The organism is Methylocapsa acidiphila B2, assembly GCF_000427445.1.
GTDB lineage: Bacteria > Pseudomonadota > Alphaproteobacteria > Rhizobiales > Beijerinckiaceae > Methylocapsa > Methylocapsa acidiphila.
The window spans coordinates 65617-84477 of record NZ_ATYA01000001.1 but is presented as its reverse complement, the minus strand read 5'-3'; the positions used below and the strand labels follow the sequence as shown (position 1 = coordinate 84477).

At 62.6% G+C, this 18861-nt stretch carries 10 protein-coding genes; all 10 read left to right on the top strand.

Annotation, left to right across the window (positions count from 1 at the left end; all coding sequences use genetic code 11):
• Window positions 1-6 precede the first annotated feature (6 nt).
• The 10 genes from METAC_RS21625 to METAC_RS26675 all read left to right on the top strand — a co-directional run bounded on the left by METAC_RS21625 (window position 7) and on the right by METAC_RS26675 (window position 18793).
• The gene (locus tag METAC_RS21625; RefSeq protein WP_198017138.1) at window positions 7-1023 is read left to right on the top strand and encodes a helix-turn-helix transcriptional regulator; all 1017 of its coding nucleotides are present in this window, start codon (window positions 7-9) and stop codon (window positions 1021-1023) included.
• A gap of 113 nt (window positions 1024-1136) precedes the next feature.
• Entirely contained in the window at window positions 1137-3467 is a 2331-nt protein-coding gene (locus METAC_RS0100520; RefSeq protein ID WP_156898043.1) for a DUF262 domain-containing protein, read from the top strand.
• A 309-nt stretch (window positions 3468-3776) separates the two neighbouring features.
• Window positions 3777-4058, top strand: coding sequence for an ADP-ribosylglycohydrolase family protein (locus tag METAC_RS0100510; RefSeq protein WP_245257383.1), 282 nt, complete (start codon window positions 3777-3779; stop codon window positions 4056-4058).
• Entirely contained in the window at window positions 4058-6706 is a 2649-nt protein-coding gene (locus METAC_RS0100505; RefSeq protein ID WP_026605545.1) for a PD-(D/E)XK nuclease family protein, read from the top strand. The genes METAC_RS0100510 and METAC_RS0100505 overlap by 1 nt, the downstream gene beginning before the upstream one ends.
• On the top strand, window positions 6706-10059 hold the full coding sequence (locus tag METAC_RS0100500) for a UvrD-helicase domain-containing protein (RefSeq protein ID WP_026605544.1): 3354 nt from the start codon (window positions 6706-6708) through the stop codon (window positions 10057-10059). Before METAC_RS0100505 ends, METAC_RS0100500 begins: the two co-directional genes overlap by 1 nt.
• 241 nt (window positions 10060-10300) lie before the next feature.
• Window positions 10301-10843, top strand: a complete 543-nt coding sequence (locus tag METAC_RS21620) for a 3'-5' exonuclease (RefSeq protein WP_051335264.1) — start codon at window positions 10301-10303, stop codon at window positions 10841-10843.
• Window positions 10844-10950: 107 nt separating this feature from the next.
• Window positions 10951-11676 carry a spermidine synthase family protein gene (locus tag METAC_RS21615; RefSeq protein WP_051335283.1) on the top strand — a complete coding sequence of 242 codons (726 nt, stop codon included), beginning with the start codon at window positions 10951-10953 and terminating at the stop codon, window positions 11674-11676.
• Window positions 11677-12354: 678 nt separating this feature from the next.
• Window positions 12355-13698, top strand: a complete 1344-nt coding sequence (locus METAC_RS24945) for a hypothetical protein (RefSeq protein WP_051335263.1) — start codon at window positions 12355-12357, stop codon at window positions 13696-13698.
• On the top strand, window positions 13698-15821 hold the full coding sequence (locus tag METAC_RS0100475; protein WP_026605542.1) for a phospholipase D family protein: 2124 nt from the start codon (window positions 13698-13700) through the stop codon (window positions 15819-15821). The genes METAC_RS24945 and METAC_RS0100475 overlap by 1 nt, the downstream gene beginning before the upstream one ends.
• The gene (locus METAC_RS26675) at window positions 15818-18793 is read left to right on the top strand and encodes an SNF2-related protein (protein ID WP_026605541.1); all 2976 of its coding nucleotides are present in this window, start codon (window positions 15818-15820) and stop codon (window positions 18791-18793) included. The genes METAC_RS0100475 and METAC_RS26675 overlap by 4 nt, the downstream gene beginning before the upstream one ends.
• Window positions 18794-18861: the final 68 nt, after the last annotated feature.

The following is an 18861-nucleotide window of genomic DNA, read 5'->3' as shown; positions in this document are numbered from 1 at the left end:
CATTCAATGCGCTACCAACCCTCGCAACGACTGTTTCGTCTTGCCCTCAGCCTCGCTGCGAGTCGCACCGGGCTGACGCTCGACGAAATGGCGGCCGAGCTCGAAGTCGCGCGCCGGACGGCCGAGCGGCTGCGCGATTCCTTGGCGGCCATGTTCCATCAGATGACATGGTGGGAGGATGAAGAGCGGGTGCGCCGCTGGCGGCTGCCGGGAAGCGCCCTCGTCGGCGTCGTCGAGCCCCGGCCTGAGGCCGTGGCTGCGATCGAAACCGCAGCGCGCGAATGCGCCATGCGGGGCGAAGACGATCGCGCGGCGCTGCTGCGGGAGGCGTCGACCACATTGCGGGCCGTGATGGCGCCGGATGCGCTCCGCCGCGCCGAGCCCGATGTCGCTGCGCTGATGGAGGCCGAGGGCATCGCGATGCGGCCGGGGCCGCGGCCGATCATAGCCGCAGGCGTGCTGCCGACATTGCGCCGCGCGATCCTCGGGATGCAGCTCGTGGTCATTCGATACGATGGCCCAGACGCAGAGGAGCCGGCGACGCGCATCCTGTGCCCCTATGGCATTCTCTATGGGGGACGCGGGTGGCTCGTCGCCCATGCAGACCAGCGACCGGACATGCGTTTGTGGCGGCTGGACCGGATCGTCTCAATCGACTTGCTCGATCGCGGGTTCACGCGCCGCGAGGACTTCGATCTCTCGGCCTATGCGGCGCAATCTTTCGGGGTATTCCAGGAGGAGCCGATCGACGTGATGCTGCGCTTCGAGCCGGAGGCGGCTGATGACGCCGCCGGCTGGATGTTTCATCCGTCGCAAAGCACCGAGCGCGATTCGGACGGCGCCCTGATCGTGCGCTTCCGCGCGGGCGGCGCGCTGGAAACGTGCTGGCATTTGTTCACCTGGGGAACGGCGGTCACCGTCGTGGAGCCAGAGGAGTTGAGAGCGGAACTCGCGGGACAGGCTGCCGCCGTGGCCACGCACCACAGCGGACCAGTCATTCGGCTTGGCGGACCAAAGACTTGAATGACAAATCCCGGAGCAGCGGGAACGATACTGCCGCAAATAAATCGGTCACACGCGAAGCTGCCCCTTCCCTGACAAAAATATGACGATGGACGATAACGTAGGAGCACGTCGTGGTTGACAAGAATTTCGAGGAGTTTGGCCGGGATCGGTGGCCAAATTTTGAAACCTCGACCGACACCGGAAAAACCTCAACCGAGACCAGAAAATTTTCGACTGTCACGGGAATGAATCTGCTCGATTTGGTCGATTGGGTGCGGACATCCAACTGCGTGCTGAAGAAAAGTGAAAATCCGAATGGCATGCCGGTGATCGCCATGCCACCGGTGCAGCGCTCCGCAGTTTGGCGGCCCAAACAAGTACTCGATTTTTGGGATTCACTGATGCGCGGCTTGCCGATCGGGACTTTTTATCTTGTGAAGCAGGCCGAGAAGCGGAAAGTGACAATGGCGGACGGCGATGGAACCGGCGGTAAAACAATTGAAACCCCATTTCCGGGCTTCGATCTGCTGGATGGCCAGCAGCGGGTACGTGCTTTGTGGGTTGGTACCCATGGTTGTGCCGAAGAGGAACGATGCCTATGGGTCGATCTCGGCGAGGAAGCCGCCAAAGACTTTCCGCGTCTTTATCTGACCTCAAAGGCGCAGCCGTTCGGATATGATCCGCAGACCGGCAGAAAGCTTCCTTTGGATGACCGACGTAAGGCGCGGGAGGCTATCGAGCCTGATCCAAAAAGCCATCCGATCATGTTCGACGCGGGGACTTCAGAGGAACGGTTCGCCTACGATCTGGACCTTTTTATGGGCAGTTCGGTTACTCAGGATGGCAAACCAATAGAGCACCCCCCGCGTCCATACAGGGCTACCAAGGGCAAGACTTTCAAACTTCAAAACCTCCTCGCCGCTTGGCGCAAGCGTTCGCCGCGCGATACCGATGGGGGGATTAAAGCGCTCCGCCAGGTGATGGCGTATGGCATCGATCCGGATGCGCCTGTCGCGATCGATCCGGCGGCACTTCAGGTACTCGACAACGCCTTCCGCAAGGTCGAAGAAGCGCAAGTCGCGTTGCTGTGTGTAAATCCTGAAAATTTTCACGACAGCAGCAAAGACCTGCTCGCATTGTTCGGGAGGATCGGCGCAGGCGGTACTGCGCTCACAAACGAAGAGCAGCTATTTTCGATTTACAAATACTACGTGCCGGAGCTTCGCGACGCAGTCGAAAGGATTTATGATACGGCTGGCCGTATACTGCCGCCAACGAAGATCGCGGCGACGGCGTTGCGCATTGCCAACGCGCGTACACACGACGAGCCTGGAAATGGGAATTGGCTCCCAGGCGTTGATGTGTTCGCCAAGGAGATGGCCAAGCAAAAAAAGAGCGACCTCTGGTTCCAGCTTGAACAATTGATTCCCAGGACGTCAGTGCCGGATGGTCCCCGTGAACCAGGGCCCCTCTCCCGCAGCTTCGAGATGGTCAAAGGCCTGTTATCATATGACAAAGACGCCGGTAACTTTTGGATGCCGGATGTTCTGTTGACCGAGCTTCCTGCGGAATTGTGGCAGGTTCTGGTCTTCTGGGCAGCGAAGTGCCCCGATCCTACGAACCTAGAGTTTTGTCGAAAGGAAGCGGTGCGCTTCGCGCTGTTCTGGCATCTCTGCGTCTCGAATAACGACAAAGCGGCGAACTGGGCCTTCGAGTACATCAAGGACAATAAGATTACCAGCCGAGCGGACTTCCCCGGCGCCGCACTCTACCTGCGTCTTATCGAAGCCGGAGATGATGAGAGCTGTGCAACTCCTTTGATGCAGCCCTGCGAATTCAAACGGCTCCTATGCAAGAAAGTTGACCCTAGTTGGCAAACCGATGTTGAGCGGTTTGGGGAAGGCAACAAACGAAATGTCATCGGCTCGCATTGGTGGTGGTACGGCAAAAAAATACTGCCTTGGCTGCAGCGGGATTACATTAGAGACAAGTTCCCGGGATATGCGCCATTGACGAATAACGAAGATGATCTTCCCTACGACGTTGATCATATCTGCCCATGGAGCGACTGGGGGGAGGATTGGAGAAGGGTGACCCAACGCATTGATGTTGGCAATCCCGCAAGACAAAAAATGCGAGACAATAGAAATGCTGTTGGCAACGGAATCGGCAACTTGCGCCTCATCGCTTCTTGGGAAAATCGGCACGATCAGGACGTAGCAATTACCGTCAAGATGCCCTTTGTCGAGGGCCGCGCTGAACCCACTCCGGATGAACTGCGTGCAATGAAAGCATCGGCGTTCCCGCCCGACGACCGGGCCTTATGGCGGCTGGCGGCGGGAAAGGACAAGAGGTGGAACACAGGCAGACTTGCAGCATTCCAGCAGGCCGCAGAGCAGCGCGCCGCGTGGCTGTATGAGTGCTTCCACGATGATCTCGGTTATGAGGCCTGGACTTCCTGACTGCGGGATGGGATCATCTGACCTTGAGTATTCCGTCAAAGGAAGTGTGTCGCCATCGCGTCGGAGTACTCAATTTCGATCTCCGTGCAATTCGGTCGAACACTGAATTGGATTAGAACGATTCTGCCCAACTCAACAGGAAAAAATCTCCCAACGTCTTTGTGGATACGGATTTTGGCGCCGGCAAGGGTCATTGTCACAATTGGACGCGAATTCGTTAAGCTTAATGGTTGCGCCCAGATCTGACGTAGTAGGCCCTGATAATTCTTATTGTTCATTTTCGCGATGCGATTTTCTTTCGGATCAAGCATGACCAATGAGTATTTTGGCGGCGACGCCCGGCAAGGTGGCTACACGGAGCTTTCCTGCGGCGGCGAGATCGGCATCGACCGCGCGATCGGCGCGATGCTGGGCCTCACCGACGGAGACGCACTGGGCGCGACGCTCGAATTCTCGCGGCGGGATAGCAACCCGGAAGTCCGCGATATTCTCGGCGGCGCCCCGTTTCGCCTCCAGCCGGGCGAATGGACCGATGACATCACCATGACGCCCGCCCTTTTCATCACGATTTCTCGGATTGGAGAACGGTAATGCGCCGAACGATCGTCGTTCACACGCGACTGTCTGGCCACATGGCGCGGGTCGGCGCCGCCCGGCGCGGCGAGCATGGCGTTCAGATCCTCACCATGGCGCAGCTGGCGAGCCGGCTCGCCGGCGGCTTCCTGCAGCCGATCGACCCTGATGCTCTCCAGAGCGCCGTTCGAGAGGCGTTGTCTGTCGGCAGCCTCGGCGATCTCGACGCGATCAAGACGCTTCCAGGCATGGTTCGCGCCGTGGTCGATACGCTAGACAAGATCTGGCGCTCCGGGATCGATCTGTCCGCTTCGCTCGAACCTCGTCTTCGGGCGCTGCGCACGCTTGAAGTTGAAACGCTGCGGCGTCTGCCCGCCTCGATGAAGCGCCCGGCCGGACTCGTCGAACTCGCCTGCGCCCGCATCGGTCATGCGCCGGCGGTCATCGGACCCCTGGAGATCCATGGCCATAGCGAAATGTCGCCATGCTGGCGGCCCCTGCTTTTGGCGCTCGCCAACGCGGTTCCGGTCGTTTGGATCGCCGAGGCGAGGTCCGTTCCATCGTGGGTGGAGGAAACGGTGGTCGAGATCCGCCGGGAGATGCCCCCCGCCCCGACCGTGGCGCTGTTTTCATGCGCGACGCCGCAGCATGAGGCGCTCGAGGCGGTTCGGTGGATGCGCGAACTCATCGCCAGCGGCAAGGCTCGTCCCGAAGACATCGCCATCGCCGCCGCGAGCCCGGCCGACTTCGACGATCACATCATGGCGCTCTCGGCGGACGCCAATATTCCGATTCATTTCGTCCACGGCCTACGCGCGGTGACGACGCGGGACGGGCAGACCGCGGCGGCTCTGGCCGAAACGCTGCTGAAAGGCGTATCGCAGGAACGGATCGGCCGTCTGTTCAAGCTCCTGCCTGACACGACGCCGGCACTCGCAGGGCTCCCGAACGACTGGGCGCGAGTCCTGCCGAAGGACGCCCCGCTCACGACCGTCCAGCGCTGGCGGCAGGCGTTCGACCAGGTCCCGACTGAGGATTGGCCGGAGGGAATCGACCGCTCGAACCTCGTGATGGACGTCCTCCAGCTCATCGAGCGGGGACCCGAAGAAGCGGCGGACACAGGCGAAAGACTTCTTTCCGGGAAAGCGCTCGCGCTCTGGCGGAAGGCGCTCGCCGACGGGCCGGCCGCCGCGTTGACGGTGACCCTCGCGCAGCTCCGCATCCCCGATGGGCTCGAGCCGGCGGCGAACGTCATCTGGACGTCGGCGATTTCGCTCGCCTCCGCGACGCGGCCCTTTGTCCGACTGCTGGCGCTTAACTCCGGTCGTTGGCCCCGCCGGATTTCCGAAGACAGGCTGATTCCGGATCACATCATTCCAATCGAAGAGCTCGACCCCCTACCCGTCGCCGACGGCGACCGGCGGGATTTTCTGACAATCCTGAGCAGCGCGCAATCGGCTGCGATGTCCTTCAGCCGGCGCGACGTCGGCGGCCGGCTACTTGGCAAATCGCCTCTGATAAATGCCTTCGATGAGATCTATCTCAGCCGCGGGCGGACGCCCGAGCATGCCGCCAGCGAATCGGACCGGCTGCAGGCGCGGCCAGGCGAATTCAGGGAGACCCCGATCGCAATATCGGGCGCCGCCTGCTGGGAGGACTGGTCGCGGCCGGAGATCACCGCTCATGACGGCCTCGTTGGTCCCGGACGCCCGCGCCTCCAGGACGTGTTTCAGGGGCCGCTGTCGGCCACTTCCCTGAAACTTCTGTTGCGGGACCCGATCCGCTTCGTCTGGCGCTACGCCCTTGGCTGGAAGCAGCCGGACGTCGCTGAAGAGCCCCTGAACCTCGACGCTTTGGCCTTCGGCATTCTCGTCCACAGCATTCTGCAGGAAGCCGTACAATCGCTCGAGGCGTCCGGCGGCTTCGGACACGCGTCTGAGGCGACGTTGAAGCAAGCCGTCGATGAGGCCATTGCTTCGGTCAAACTGGCCTGGGAGCGCGAACAACCAACCCCGCCCCCCGTGATCTGGGGCGCCGCGCTCGAAAACGCGAAAAACCTCACGCTCAAAGCGCTCGCCTATCCGCTCCCGCTACTGCGCGGGCAGAAGAGCTGGACGGAAATACCGTTTGGACGGCAGGATGGGCCGCCGCAGGCCGATATGCCCTGGGATCCGACCCGCAGCGTCGAGATTCCCGGTACGGGGGTCTTCATTCAAGGCAATATCGACCGGCTGGATCTCGCCGGCGATTGCTCCGCGGCCCGGGTCGTCGATTACAAGACAGGGAAGCTGCCCGATGACATGGCGGATGTCGCGATAAGGGGCGGCGATGAGTTGCAGCGCTGTCTCTACGCCTTCGCCGTCAAAACGCTTATCGGGCCCGACATTAGAGTCGACGCCGCGCTGCTCTACCCGCGCGCCGCCGAAGACAAGCAGCCCCTGTGCCCCCTTTCGGACGTCGATGAGGCGCTGTCGCAACTCGCCGCTGCGATCGGCCTTGCGCGGGCGAATATTGAGTCCGGACTGGCCTTGCCGGGCATCGCCGCCGCGGACGCTTACAACGATTTTCTGTTCGCCTTGCCGGCCGGCGCCGCTTATCTGCCGCGAAAGAGCGTGCCGGCGGCGGAAAAACTCGGGCAAGCTACGAAGATTTGGGAGGCGCCGTGATGGATGGCAGGAAAGCAAAGCTCCCCGATCATGCGGCGCGCTTCGCCGCCCTCACCGAACTCGATCGCTCACTTCTCGTCGAGGCGGGGGCCGGATCGGGCAAGACATCAATCATGGCCGGCCGCGTCGCCATGCTACTCGCCCGCGGCGTTGAGCCGAAGCATATCGCGGCGATCACCTTCACCGAATTCGCAGCCAGCGAATTGACGAGCCGCATCTCGCGTTTCGTCACGGCCCTAGTGGACGAAAAGATCCCTGAGGATCTTGCCATCGCCTTTCCGCAAGGCATCTCCCCCGCGCAGAGGAAGAACCTGCACCGGGCGAACACGCTGATCGACCAACTGGTCTGCACGACAATCCATGGTTTTGCGCAGTCGGTGATCAAACCCTATCCGGTCGAAGCCGGGATCGATCCCGGCGCGGAGATCATCGATCCGGTTGAGGGGGACCTCGCCTTCGCCGAAATCTACGACGCCTGGATCCGCGAGCGGCTCTCCGGCGAGGCTGGCGACGACATCGTCGCCGAGCTCGTTCTCGCCGACGAAGATGGAGGGCTTAAGCTCATTCGGGAAGTCGCCGATTTTCGCCGGCGCAATCGCGACGCGCGTCCGGGCTCCATCGACTGGTCAGCAACGCTCATCGAGACATTCACAAAAGCGACGGAAAATTTTTCTGCTGAACTTGCCCGCATCGAGTTTCAGGAAGAGGAAACGGCGTCAAGGGCGCAGCATTTCGTCGATCTCGGTCAAACCGTCGTCGGTTTGGCCCGCGACGCATCTGCGCCCTGCCGCGGTCTGGTCGGGATACTGAACCTCGCCAATCCGTCCGCCTGCTTCACGCAGGCCGGCGGGGCTCGGCAACTTAGGACGCTGGGCCGATGGCAAACGGCCGCCGCTGCGGCGGGTAGACCGAAGGCAGCCGGGACAGAAGCCCATCAGGAAGCCAAATCCCGTTACGACGCGTGTCACGACGCCTTCGCCGCGCTCCGTACGCGGACCGCCGCCGAGGTCCTTGCGCGCGTCGCCCGATCGATGGACGGGCTCATCGCGAATTGGCAGACTTGGAAGCGCGACGCCGCGCTGCTCGATTTCGACGACCTGCTTTACACGGCGCGAGATCTCGTGCGCGAGCGTGAAACCGTCAGACAGGCTCTGGCCGGGCGGTTTCGCCATGTTCTGGTCGATGAGTTTCAGGACACGGACCCTTTGCAGATCGACCTCCTTTGGCGCCTGTGCGGCGAATCCGTCGAAGAGCCCGATGCTGCTCCTCTCAAACGAACGTTGCGGCCGGGGGCGCTGTTTCTCGTTGGCGATCCCAAACAGGCGATCTACCGTTTCCGCGGCGCCGACGTGAACGCCTATATCAGCGCGCGCGACGCCATCGGCGCCGATGCGCTGTTGAAAATCACGGCGAACTTCAGGTCGGTCGAACCGATCCTGACATTCGTAAACGCCGCTTTTGAAACCCCGTTGTCGACGGCCCTCGGCCAGCCGGGTTTCACGGAACTGGCCGCAACGCGCACCGCCGAGCCGAAAACTCTTGCGGTGGCGGCGCTCGAAATCGCGACCGAAGACGATGCGAAAGCCAGCGAAAAGCGCGACGCCGAGGCGGATCGGATCGCCGAACTCTGCCGCCGGCTCGTTGGCAATCGTCTTGTCCGAGATCGTGATGGCGCGCTGCGGCCGGCCCGGCTGGGCGATATCGCCCTGCTTGCGCCCGTGGGGACAGAGCTATGGCGATTCGAGGAGGCGCTCGAGAATTGCGGCATCGCCGTTTCGACCCAGGCGGGAAAGGGCTTCTTCCGGCGTCAGGAAATCAAGGATCTCATCGCTTTGACGCGAACGCTTGCCGATGGCCGCGACACGCTGGCGCTCGGCGCATTGCTGAGAGGGCCCCTGGTCGGGCTGACGGAAGCCGAATTGCTCGAGATCGCCGAAGGCCTGCCTGTCGATCCAGATCAACCGGATCGTCTGCGCCAGCTCAATCTCTGGACCGACCCGGACGAGATCGGCCATGAACTCGCGAGCGGACTTATCCGGTCGTTGCAATCTCTCGCCAGGCAAGCTCGCTCGACGACGCCTTACGCCTTGCTGAGCGACGCCGTCGGCATCCTGAACGTCCGGGCGCAGCTTCAGCGGCGTTTCAAGGCGGGCGCCGATCGCGCGCAAGCCAATATCGATGTTTTCCTCGACATGTCGCGCGCCTATGATGTTCGCGGTCTGCGCGCCTTTGCGCGCGACATGCGCGCGAATTGGGAGGACGCGGTTCGTCAGGTCGAGGGCCGTCCGGACGCCGAAGAGCAGTTCGTCGCCCTCATCACAATCCATGCGTCCAAGGGGCTCGAATGGCCCATCGTGATCCCGATCAACATGACAGGCCGCCCGAAATCGGATTCCGGGCTCATGCACGACCGCAGGGCCGATCTGTTCTCTATCCCCGTTCTCGGAATCGCGCCCGAGGTCTATGCAGATATACAGACCCGCAACGCGGAAGAACTCGATCGCGAACGGGTCCGGCTCTGGTATGTGGCCGCGACGCGGGCGCGCGATCTCCTTGTGATGCCGCGGCATTCACCGGATTTGCCGAACGGCGCCTGGGCGAAGCTTGTCGAATTCGACTTGCCATCGCAGCCAGCGATAGATCCCGAGGAGGTCGGCGACCCGATGCCGTCGCCTTCCCTTCCTCAGGAAAACCCTCAATCGCGCGAAATATTCGCCGAGGAAGCGCAGCGCATCACCGAGAGCCATCGCAAGATCGAATGGCGTCAGCCTAGCCGCAGTGAAACGAGCGAGGCTGCGGAACTCCGGCGCGAACCGGTTTTTGCAACCGTCGAATCTCTTGAGGAATTCCAGGATGCGCGGCAACCCGTCGCCGGTAGCGCGACCCGTGGAACGCTCCTTCACAAACTGATCGAGGAAGTGCTGAACGGAGAGACTCCGGACGACGCGCCTGCTCTCGTCGCGCGCACGAAGGAACTTCTGATACAGCTTGCGATTGCGCCATCTGAATCGGCGAAGGACGGGATTGCGCCCGAGGAGATTGCAGCGACCGTCGTCAGGACGTTGAACCTTCCTGAAATTGCCGAAATGCGTCCGCGGCTTGTCCCCGAACTCGTGGTCCTGGCGAGCCGCCAGGGCGATCAGCGCGAGATTATCATTTCCGGCATCGCCGACGCTGTCGCTTATGATCCCGAGGGGCATATCGAGGCGATCGTAGATTGGAAAAGTGACGTCGAGGTCGACGCCAGCCGACTCGCATCCTACCGCGCACAGATTGAAACCTATCGTCAGGAAACCGGCGCGAAGCAGGCTTTTCTGGTCCTCATGACGCAGGGCAAGGTGTTGCCCGGATAGCTACGGTGATTGCCGTCTCCGGCCGCCCGGCGCTGGCAAGAATGTGGATACGCGCGAAACAGGCGCCTCGCACCGGAAAGGCGCCTGACGCGTGCGCAGGCAAAAAAAAGCGCCCAACGTGGATAGCGAAGGGATTCATCGTGACGCCTTGAGCGGTTTTGAGAGTCCTGAAACATGCGCCGCGAATACGCCGCCAAAACAGATATTGCTTGTTGATTGTGCGCCGTCGGATGCCTTTAAAATGAACAGCGATCCATCCCTGTCCTGGCCGGTGTTCTTCGATTGTGAAGCGTCGAGCCTCGACGGCTATATCATTGAGATCGGCTGGGCTTTCGTCGCCATGGACAGCGAAGAAATCGTTTCCGCCGCTCATCTCGTTCGTCCCGCGCCCGACTGGAAAATCAGAGACGCGTGGAGCGCGAAATCGGAAAGGCTGCACGGCATTTCGCTGGCGCATTTGCGCGAGCATGGTCGGCGGGTCGAAGAAATCGCCCGGATCATGAATGCTGAACTTGCCGGCCGCGAGCTCTTCTCAGACGCCTGCTCCTATGACGAAAGGTGGCTCCGTCAGGTTTTTGATGCGGCCGGCGTCGAGCCGTCTTTCATTATTCGCCGCACCGACCCCGGAATCTTGCTCGAGCGGGCGGCCGCGGATCGAAATTTCGATCAGGTGCGTCTGCATCAGGCCAGGGAAGAGGCGGAGCAAAATCGCCGCCACCGCGCCGAAGCCGACGCCCTCGTCTGGGCGGAGCTGTGGCGGATGGTTGTGACGCAACGCCCCTAACGGCTCGCTCACTGGCGCAATGGACCGTTCCTTCGTGACAAGCGCGCGCTTTTGAGCCAATGCATATTTTAGCGCAAAATGTTTCGCAACTGACTGAAGAGTTATCATTGATTCCCTGGTCCCTGCTCGACAAGGCGCAAATGCCCGGCGGAGGCGGCGAACTCCGCCTGATGCAGCGCGGCGCCGAATTCTCCATCAGGCTGGGCCAAACCGAACTGATGAATAGTCGCCTCAGCGGATCCGAGGAGGCGCTCGCCACCCTCTCTTGCGCGAGAATTCAAACCCGCGAGCGGCCGCGGATACTGATCGGCGGGCTGGGCATGGGCTTCACGCTTCGGGCCGCGCTTGCCGCAGTCGTCGCCGAGGCCGAGATCATCGTCGCGGAACTGGCGCCCGCCGTCGTGGCATGGGCCCGTGGTCCAATGGCGGAGCTCTTCCAAAGCAGCCTGACGGATTCTCGCGTCAGCATCCTGGAATCGGATGTCGGCCGGCTGATACGGTCTGGCCGGTCGACTTACGATGCAATCTTGCTCGATGTCGATAACGGCCCCGAGGGGCTGAGCCGCAAAGCCAATGACGGGCTTTACGACATGGAAGGACTGCGGGCCGCCCGCGCGGCGCTGCGTCCCGGCGGCGTGCTGGCCGTATGGTCTTCGGGACCAGACAGGAATTTCACCCAGCGACTTCGCAAGACCGGTTTTGACGTGGATGAAGTCCGGGTGCGCGCCAACGGAGCGCGTGGCGGAGCACGGCACGTCATCTGGATCGCGTGTTTGGGAAAGGATGCGTCCGTTTCTGACGTATCCGCGGAACAATATTTGTTTCCGACGTAAGCATTCCCCTTAGACTGCCGGCCGTTGGACAAGCGATGCATCACCACTTGTAGGGGGATTTCAGCTCTTTGCGGATTTTGGTCAAATCAACGAAGTTTGCGAGTCCGAAGTCGGTGACGCCCACTGGCGGAAAGACGCCCTTCGAGGGACGATGGACGAAGCTAGTTCGCAACCGAATCAATGGCCGGAACAGCCTGTTCCAGAACTTCGCCAGATTGAAAAATTCGTAATAGATGTCGCGCTGTACGTAATGGTGAGACTGACCCGGTTGGTGAAAACTGCTGCAGTAAATTGTGAGACTCAACAACCATCCAGTCTCAGATATGCTGCAAATGTGAGATTGGAATAGACATTGTCAAGACTACGTCGACGAAGCGTGCTTAGAGGTTAAACGACTTCGCGCCGATGGCCACTATCGTATTTCTGACGCCGTGGTGAACGCGAATATTTCCCAACGTCAATGGCATACAATCTCATATAAACTGCATAAATCCGTTCCTTGTTTCACGATAAACTGCACAGTAGCAAATTATATGCAATCGTAAGCCATTGAAGTCGGGATGAATGGCCGTCTCGCGATTAACTGCAGCGTGACAGTTGACACCCGTCACGGAAAGGTCGAAGAGCCAGGTCAAGTCCATAATTTTTCAACGGGTAACATACGTGGTGAACCCTACAGTGACCTCCGCCATTTCACCCATAGAGGCACTCAGCTGGTCCGCCCCCCGTCTCGACAGCGGTGACTTCACCCCCGAGGATCCTCTCGCTATCGACCACCTTCAACAGCAAATTGGCAATGTCCTCTGGCCAGGATTCACCACCCGCACTAGCCGTGCCTTCTACTACGTGATGGTCTGCTACGGCCTCCGCACCGTTGACGATCTTCTCCACGAACACGGAGTGGTCGCGAACGACGACAACCGGCGCACGTGGTTCGAGCGATGGGAACGGCTCTGGGCGCTCGCCATATGCGCGTTCTTCGACGGCGCAATTCCGAACACTGACGCGATGCGGGGCAAGAACGGCGTGGTACGCGCTTGGCGGTCGCGCGGGGGCGGTCACCTCGCCCTCGACTACCCACTCATTTCCCGCCAGATCGAGCTGGGAGCGATGGGGGCCTACCGGAGTTCCCTGGTACAGCACGGTCTACTCTCGCCGGACGTCCTTCGCCCGACGCCTATCGGTGCCGAGTTGGCGGACTGGATGTGGGCGAAGGGCGAGGCGGGCGACGAGTTCGACAGCTTCGTCCGGGAATGCCTCAAGCCGGGCACGACCCACGCAATCGAAAGCCACGGTCGGACGACGTTGAAATCGCTCGGTCGTCGATGCCGCCTGTCCATGATATGGCAGCGAAAAGACTTGCAGGCGCGGCTCGGCGGGCTCCTGATCGACGAGCATCCGCCGCCGATCGCGCTCCGGGTGTTGCCGGAGATGGCGCGATGGCTGGTGGATGCACGCGCTGACGGCGTCGCCGACACACGCACCTTCATTGACGGGGTAGCATCAGGCCAGTGGGGCAAGCCCTCGCTGGAGGTCGCTCGGAACGCACGTGTCGCGGTCGTGTTTGGTGACCTCGCCTCCGCGCTCCGGGCATGCTTCGACCGCGCGTACCGCGCCGTGCTCGACGGCGGTTATCAGGCGCCGTTCGCTACGGTGGCAGCTGCGTGCCTGCTTGATGTGGATGCTGCTGCCCACGTCGCGAGCTGTTTGGCAGCGTGGCGTGACACACCCGATGCTGCGCGGATGGTGCGGGAAGAGGCGCATGGGGGGGCCTTCGCCGCGGCGGCGGCCAAGCTCGACCCCACTCGGCCGAACGACTTCCTGGTCCACCTCCTAGATCTGCACCGGCAGGTCCAGGTGGCGCGGGGAAAATCCGGGGCGTGGCTCGCCCTCGACGGAGACCGCGTGCTGCTGGAGGCGGGCAACTATCGATCATGGAGCCTCGACGGCCGGGTATGGGTTGTCGGCTACAAGGTCGGAACCATGACGGAGCTTTTGCACGACCTCGGGCGGGTGACCTGATGGGCAACATCGTTACGACGGATGCGCTCGGTCGCCTCGTTGGCGCGGCCGGTGCTTGTCACGGCGCAGTCTTCCTTTCCTATACGTTCGACGCGCGGTTTTTCGAGGAGGAGGTCCTGGCAGCCGTGCTTCAACTCCAAGAGGATCCGACCGAGGCCACTCGGCGCTTCCTCGACGAAGGACGGCGCAAATTGGTCGAGACGCCGGTGCTCGTTATCGCCGATCCGGGGATGCTGCGGGGCGGCCAGCGCCTGCCCTACGACCTGCTACGCGCAGATACCGCGCGGCTATTTCACCCAAAGCTCGCTCTCCTCCTCTACGGCCCATGTGCGCGGATGGTGGTCGGTTCCGGAAACCTCACACCAGGAGGCTATGGCGACAACGCCGAGCTTTCAGCGGTGCTTCCCCTCGACTACGCTCGTGATGCGGGGCTGCTCCGGCGGGTCGTGGCTTTCGTGGAAGCCTCTGGCGCACACGGCGAGGCCTGGAGCCGGTTCCTAGCCGAGCTTCGGCCGCGCCTCGGCCCGGAAGACGACGCGGACACGGCGGCGCCATGGCTGCTTCACACGTACGACAAGATGCCGCTCCTCGATGCGTTTCTCGCGCGGGTGCCTCCCGATGCGAAGGTCGAACGTATTGGCGTGCTCGCTCCTTTCCACCAGGAGGATGGGGCACCACCCGACGGCGCGATATTTGACCGCCTGCTTGACGCTACTGAGGGGCGGCGTGCGCACGGTTTCGTGCTCGACGTGGGCGTATCTTGGGAGGGAAACCCGGTCGCGCCGGGCGGCGACGATTCACGCGATCTGGACACACACATTGGAGATCTGTGGGGCGTCGTCGATGGGGCGCGAGGGAAGGAGACCACTTCGTGGTTCGTGCTCGGGAGACACGTTGGCCACAACTTCGAGTTCAATGACGGACGCGCGGGAGGCCGGCGGAGCACGCGCGAACTCAACGCACTGTGCGCTGAGGGCAAGGCGTGGCCCACCGGGCAGTTGGAAGCCTTCGCACCGGAGGACCTCCTAAACCGGGCCGCGCATCGTGCGTCGTTGCGGGTCTGGCTGTTCCCCGAGATCCACAGGCGCGAGGGGCGCATCTACCGGCAGCCGCTGCATGGCAAGCTCCTTGCGGTAGCCGTTACCGAGGGCAAGAAGAAGCGGACACACGTGATCGTCGGTTCCCCCAACGCCTCCGCGGCCGCGCTCCTACGTACCGGCGCCAACGTGGAATGCGCCTTGCACCTCGTGTTGGATGGGCACTACCACCTCGGCCTTCTTTGCGACGGGCTCGTGTGGGTGCCGCGGCAACAGGTGACCCTGCACGGTCGATCGTACACAGCTCTCGCGCCGTCACCTGCCCGCTGGGTGGACGACGCTGTCTTCGACGCGCGAGAGCGCCGCGTGCGAGTGACTTGGCGACCCGGCGCGCCGCGATTGATGCTCTCCTACCCAACAGCGGACCGTCGCATCCTGCTCGACAGCGTGCCCGCGACAGCATCCGTGTTCGATGAGTTCGACCTCGACCCTGTGTGCTGCGAGCTCGAGGTCACCGACCCCGAAGCCAGAGTGACCGCGCGGGTGCCGCTCCGGATCGAACACGTCCTTGATCTCCCCGTGGCTGGAATCACCGGCGAGCTCGACCTCCAGGAGCTGCTTTTGCTCCACGCGGGCCGGTACACCCCGGCGGGGATAGCGGCGCGGCGCGCGGCCGCAGCCGCCGCACGGGATGTGTCGTCGGATACCGCGTCGGTCTTCGGAACGGCTCTTAGCCCACGAGAGGTGTTCCGGGCGCTCCTGTCCATCGGCGCGGAACTCGTCCGTGCTCCGTCACTCGGCGCATTCCAGGCGCAGCTTCGGGGCCCCTGTGGGGTGTGTCGGCTGGCGGAGCGCATCGTGGAAGCCCCGGAGCGTGGGGAGCTGATGCGCGCAGAGGCCTGGATCTATGCCCAGGAGCTTGCGCGGGTGCTCAAGCGTGTCACCTTCGACGGCGACCCCACGGGAAGTGACAAGGCGACGTTGCGCGACGAAGTCGTGCAATGGATCCGAGAGAGCGTCTCGGTGCCCGCGCCTGGAACGCCGGGCATCACCGACCTGAGTAACTTCTACGAGGGGGGGTTATGACGCGCGACTTGACCTGGCTGCGGGGCTTCCTCCACCTTGATGCGCTGCAGCAACAGGAGCGGATCTCCGACACGGCGATCCGGCTGCAGGAGGACACCGTCCTCGCCGCGCTCAGCATCCTTGACCGCGAGCCGGGCGTCCTACTCGCCGACGAGGTCGGCATGGGGAAGACATACCAGGCGCTCGGGCTATTGGCCTGCGCGTTCGAGATTGCTCGTGGGGAGGACCGTAAGCCCCACGTCCTCGTGGTCACTCCCGGGCCGGACCTCAACCATCAGTGGCTCCGCTCCGCACAGACGTTCCAGCAGAAGGGATTCTACGGCGGCTTCCCGAAGGACACGTTCCATGAGGTTGGGCATATCACCGAACTGCCCGACGCGACGGCGCGGCATCGCGTCGTGTTCGCTCCAATAAACGTCTTCACGAGCGCACGCGGCCATGCCGAGCGCGGCTTCCTACTTGATTTGTGGTTCACACACCTCGAACTGGCCGGACCCACGCGCGCTGCGATCCGGCGCCGGATCGAGGCAAGCGGCGTCCAGGTGTGCGACGGGCACCACTTTCTTGGCCGGACAGCGGTCGATTTCGGGAGGCTGCCGACCGCCGCCTTCAAGGGGGAACGGGGAGGTCACGCGGGCCTCGACGACCTCTACAATTCGGATGGCGTCGACGCCTTCACAAACGCGTGGAGAGTGAAAAAGGCGTTGGATCGGGTAAGGTTCCAACTTGTGCGCAAAGTACTGCCGAAGTTCGACCTCCTCATCGTGGACGAGGCACACAAGCTGAAGAACCCTTGGACCGTCCAGGCGCAGGCGGTGGCGCAGGTACTCGGCGGCCGCTTCAAGGGTGCGACGTTCCTCACAGCCACGCCCTTCCAACTCGGCGTAGAGGAACTCCGGCGCGTGTTCGACTTGTTCGGCTGTGCCAGCGAGGTGCGGCCGGGCTTCCCCGACGACGTGAACGCCCTGTTCCACTCCATCGCAGACTATCAACGCACCTATGAAGCCTTCGAAGAGGCTTGGCGCTTCGCAGATTCGCGCCAGGCGTCGGCCTTTGCCGAATGGTATGCCTGTGCGGCAGTTGCCCCGCTAACCGCTGACCCGCGACAAGCGGTGCCGGGCCTCGAGTGCATCGACGACCCAAACGTGGCGACGCTCGCACGGTACGTCTGGGAGCTTCGGCGTTTGAAGGATCATGGCGTCGAGCACGGCTTCCGCCGGTGGGCGATCCGCAGCCTCAAGCCAGGGAAGCGGGAGCGACGTCACGATCGTCCCCTTCCAATTGCGCCCGAGGAGGGGGCAGTGGTGCCGCTGCTGATGTACCAGCGCTTGATGACGGCGCGCGCACGCAGCGGGGTCCGGTCTCATGTCGAGGCGGCTGAGACGAGCATTGCGTCCTCTTTCGCGGCGGCGCGTAAGGGCGCGATGGTGCAGGAGCAAGGCGCGTCTGATGAAGCCGTCGCGTACCAGAGCGTTTTGCAGAAGCTCCTGGTCGCGGCGGACGACGTACACCCCAAGGTCATTAGTGTCCTCGAAACGGCAATGTCTGCAGCGGACAAGTGGGAGAAATCCCTCCTTTTTTGTGAGCGCAATGCGACAATCGACAGCCTCCACGAGGAGATCGAGAAGCGTTGGATGGACCGACTCCACGCTCAGTGGGAGCGAATGTATCCGGGCTCAGACATGGAGGCGGTGTTCGGTGCCGGATCGGGTGACGAGCGGAAGGTCGGCATCTTCCAACGATGGGCGATGCGGTTCACGCGTGGACAGGATGAACTGTCCGTCGCCTTCCGCGAATCGTACCCGCACACGCTGTTCCTCAGGCCAGACGAATCGGCACTTCCGCTTGAGTTGTGGGGCGATGTCTCCATGCTCGTGGCCGATGCCAACGACGTGTTGCGGTCGCAGCGTTCGAGCGGCACCAACGCAACCCGCCTCGACTATCGGATGGCTGGGCGTTGCGTGGATGTCGCGGTCGCCCGCTGGTTCGAGCGCCGCCGCACGAAGGTTTTCGGTCAGTACGGCGGTCTTCCTCTGCGGATCCTCGACCCGAGCTACCCTCGTCTCGGGATCGGCCTCGTCGAGGATGCCGAAGAAAAAGACATGGCGGGTGCAACCGACCTGTCAATCGAGTGGACACTCTCGGAAGACACTCTCCGCACGCTCCTGGCCCCCTCCCGCCGATCCATCTGGTTCCCATTCCGGGAGCAGATGACGATGTGGGACGCGACGGAGCGCGTTGCCATCGTCGAGGCGGTACGGACCTTCTTTACGCGGCGGCAGGTCCCGTTCGTGGTGGACGTGCTTGAGCGGGCAGGCCGGTCGGAGGCCACGTCCGCTTCGTTCCGGGACGCACTGGAGGCGTGGTGGACGGACCCAACGTGTCCATGGCGCCGCCACCTTGGCGAGTTTCTGGAGTACCTCCCGCAACTCGGCAAGGAGGAACGCGCTGAGGTTCTTCGCTACGCACTGCCCCTCGGCGAGTTCGCGGCGCGAGGCAACCAGGGCGAACGGCGGCAGAAAATCCAGGACGCCTTCAACACGCCGTTCTTCCCGATGATCCTCGTCGGGAACCGGACGATGCAGGAAGGCCTCAACCTTCAGCGCCAGTGCCGACGCGTCGTGCACCACGACCTACGCTGGAACCCCGCAGACATGGAGCAACGCGTCGGGCGCGTTGATCGCCACGGCTCCCTCGCCGAGCGATGGCTGACCGAGACAGGCGGGGCCGATGGACACATCCTCATCGACACTCCGCTACTGGAGCGCACCATCGACCCATCGCGATACCGGCGCGTAAAGGAGCGAGAGAAGTGGCTCGACTTTCTACTCGGCGTGCCGCCGGAGATCGGTCGCGGGAATCTCGATGAGAGTGAGGTGCCTCCGCTACCCTCGGCGCTCACCGAGGACCTGCGCGTGCGGCTTGGACCACTCGTTGACGGCAGATCTGACATCGGCAGGTCCCCAGTGTGACGCGTAGCCGCACCGACCAAATATCTTGGCCAACTCGATGATGTCGACGGTCAGCGCTGCCCTCGTCC

Bases quoted from the DNA above. Each gene is read 5' to 3' on its own strand.
- METAC_RS21625 (WP_198017138.1), top strand. From the start codon at position 7: ATGCGCTACCAACCCTCGCAACGACTGTTTCGTCTTGCCCTCAGCCTC.
- METAC_RS0100510 (WP_245257383.1), top strand. From the start codon at position 3,777: ATGACCAATGAGTATTTTGGCGGCGACGCCCGGCAAGGTGGCTACACG.
- METAC_RS0100505 (WP_026605545.1), top strand. From the start codon at position 4,058: ATGCGCCGAACGATCGTCGTTCACACGCGACTGTCTGGCCACATGGCG.
- METAC_RS0100500 (WP_026605544.1), top strand. From the start codon at position 6,706: ATGGATGGCAGGAAAGCAAAGCTCCCCGATCATGCGGCGCGCTTCGCC.
- METAC_RS21620 (WP_051335264.1), top strand. From the start codon at position 10,301: ATGAACAGCGATCCATCCCTGTCCTGGCCGGTGTTCTTCGATTGTGAA.
- METAC_RS0100475 (WP_026605542.1), top strand. From the start codon at position 13,698: ATGGGCAACATCGTTACGACGGATGCGCTCGGTCGCCTCGTTGGCGCG.
- METAC_RS26675 (WP_026605541.1), top strand. From the start codon at position 15,818: ATGACGCGCGACTTGACCTGGCTGCGGGGCTTCCTCCACCTTGATGCG.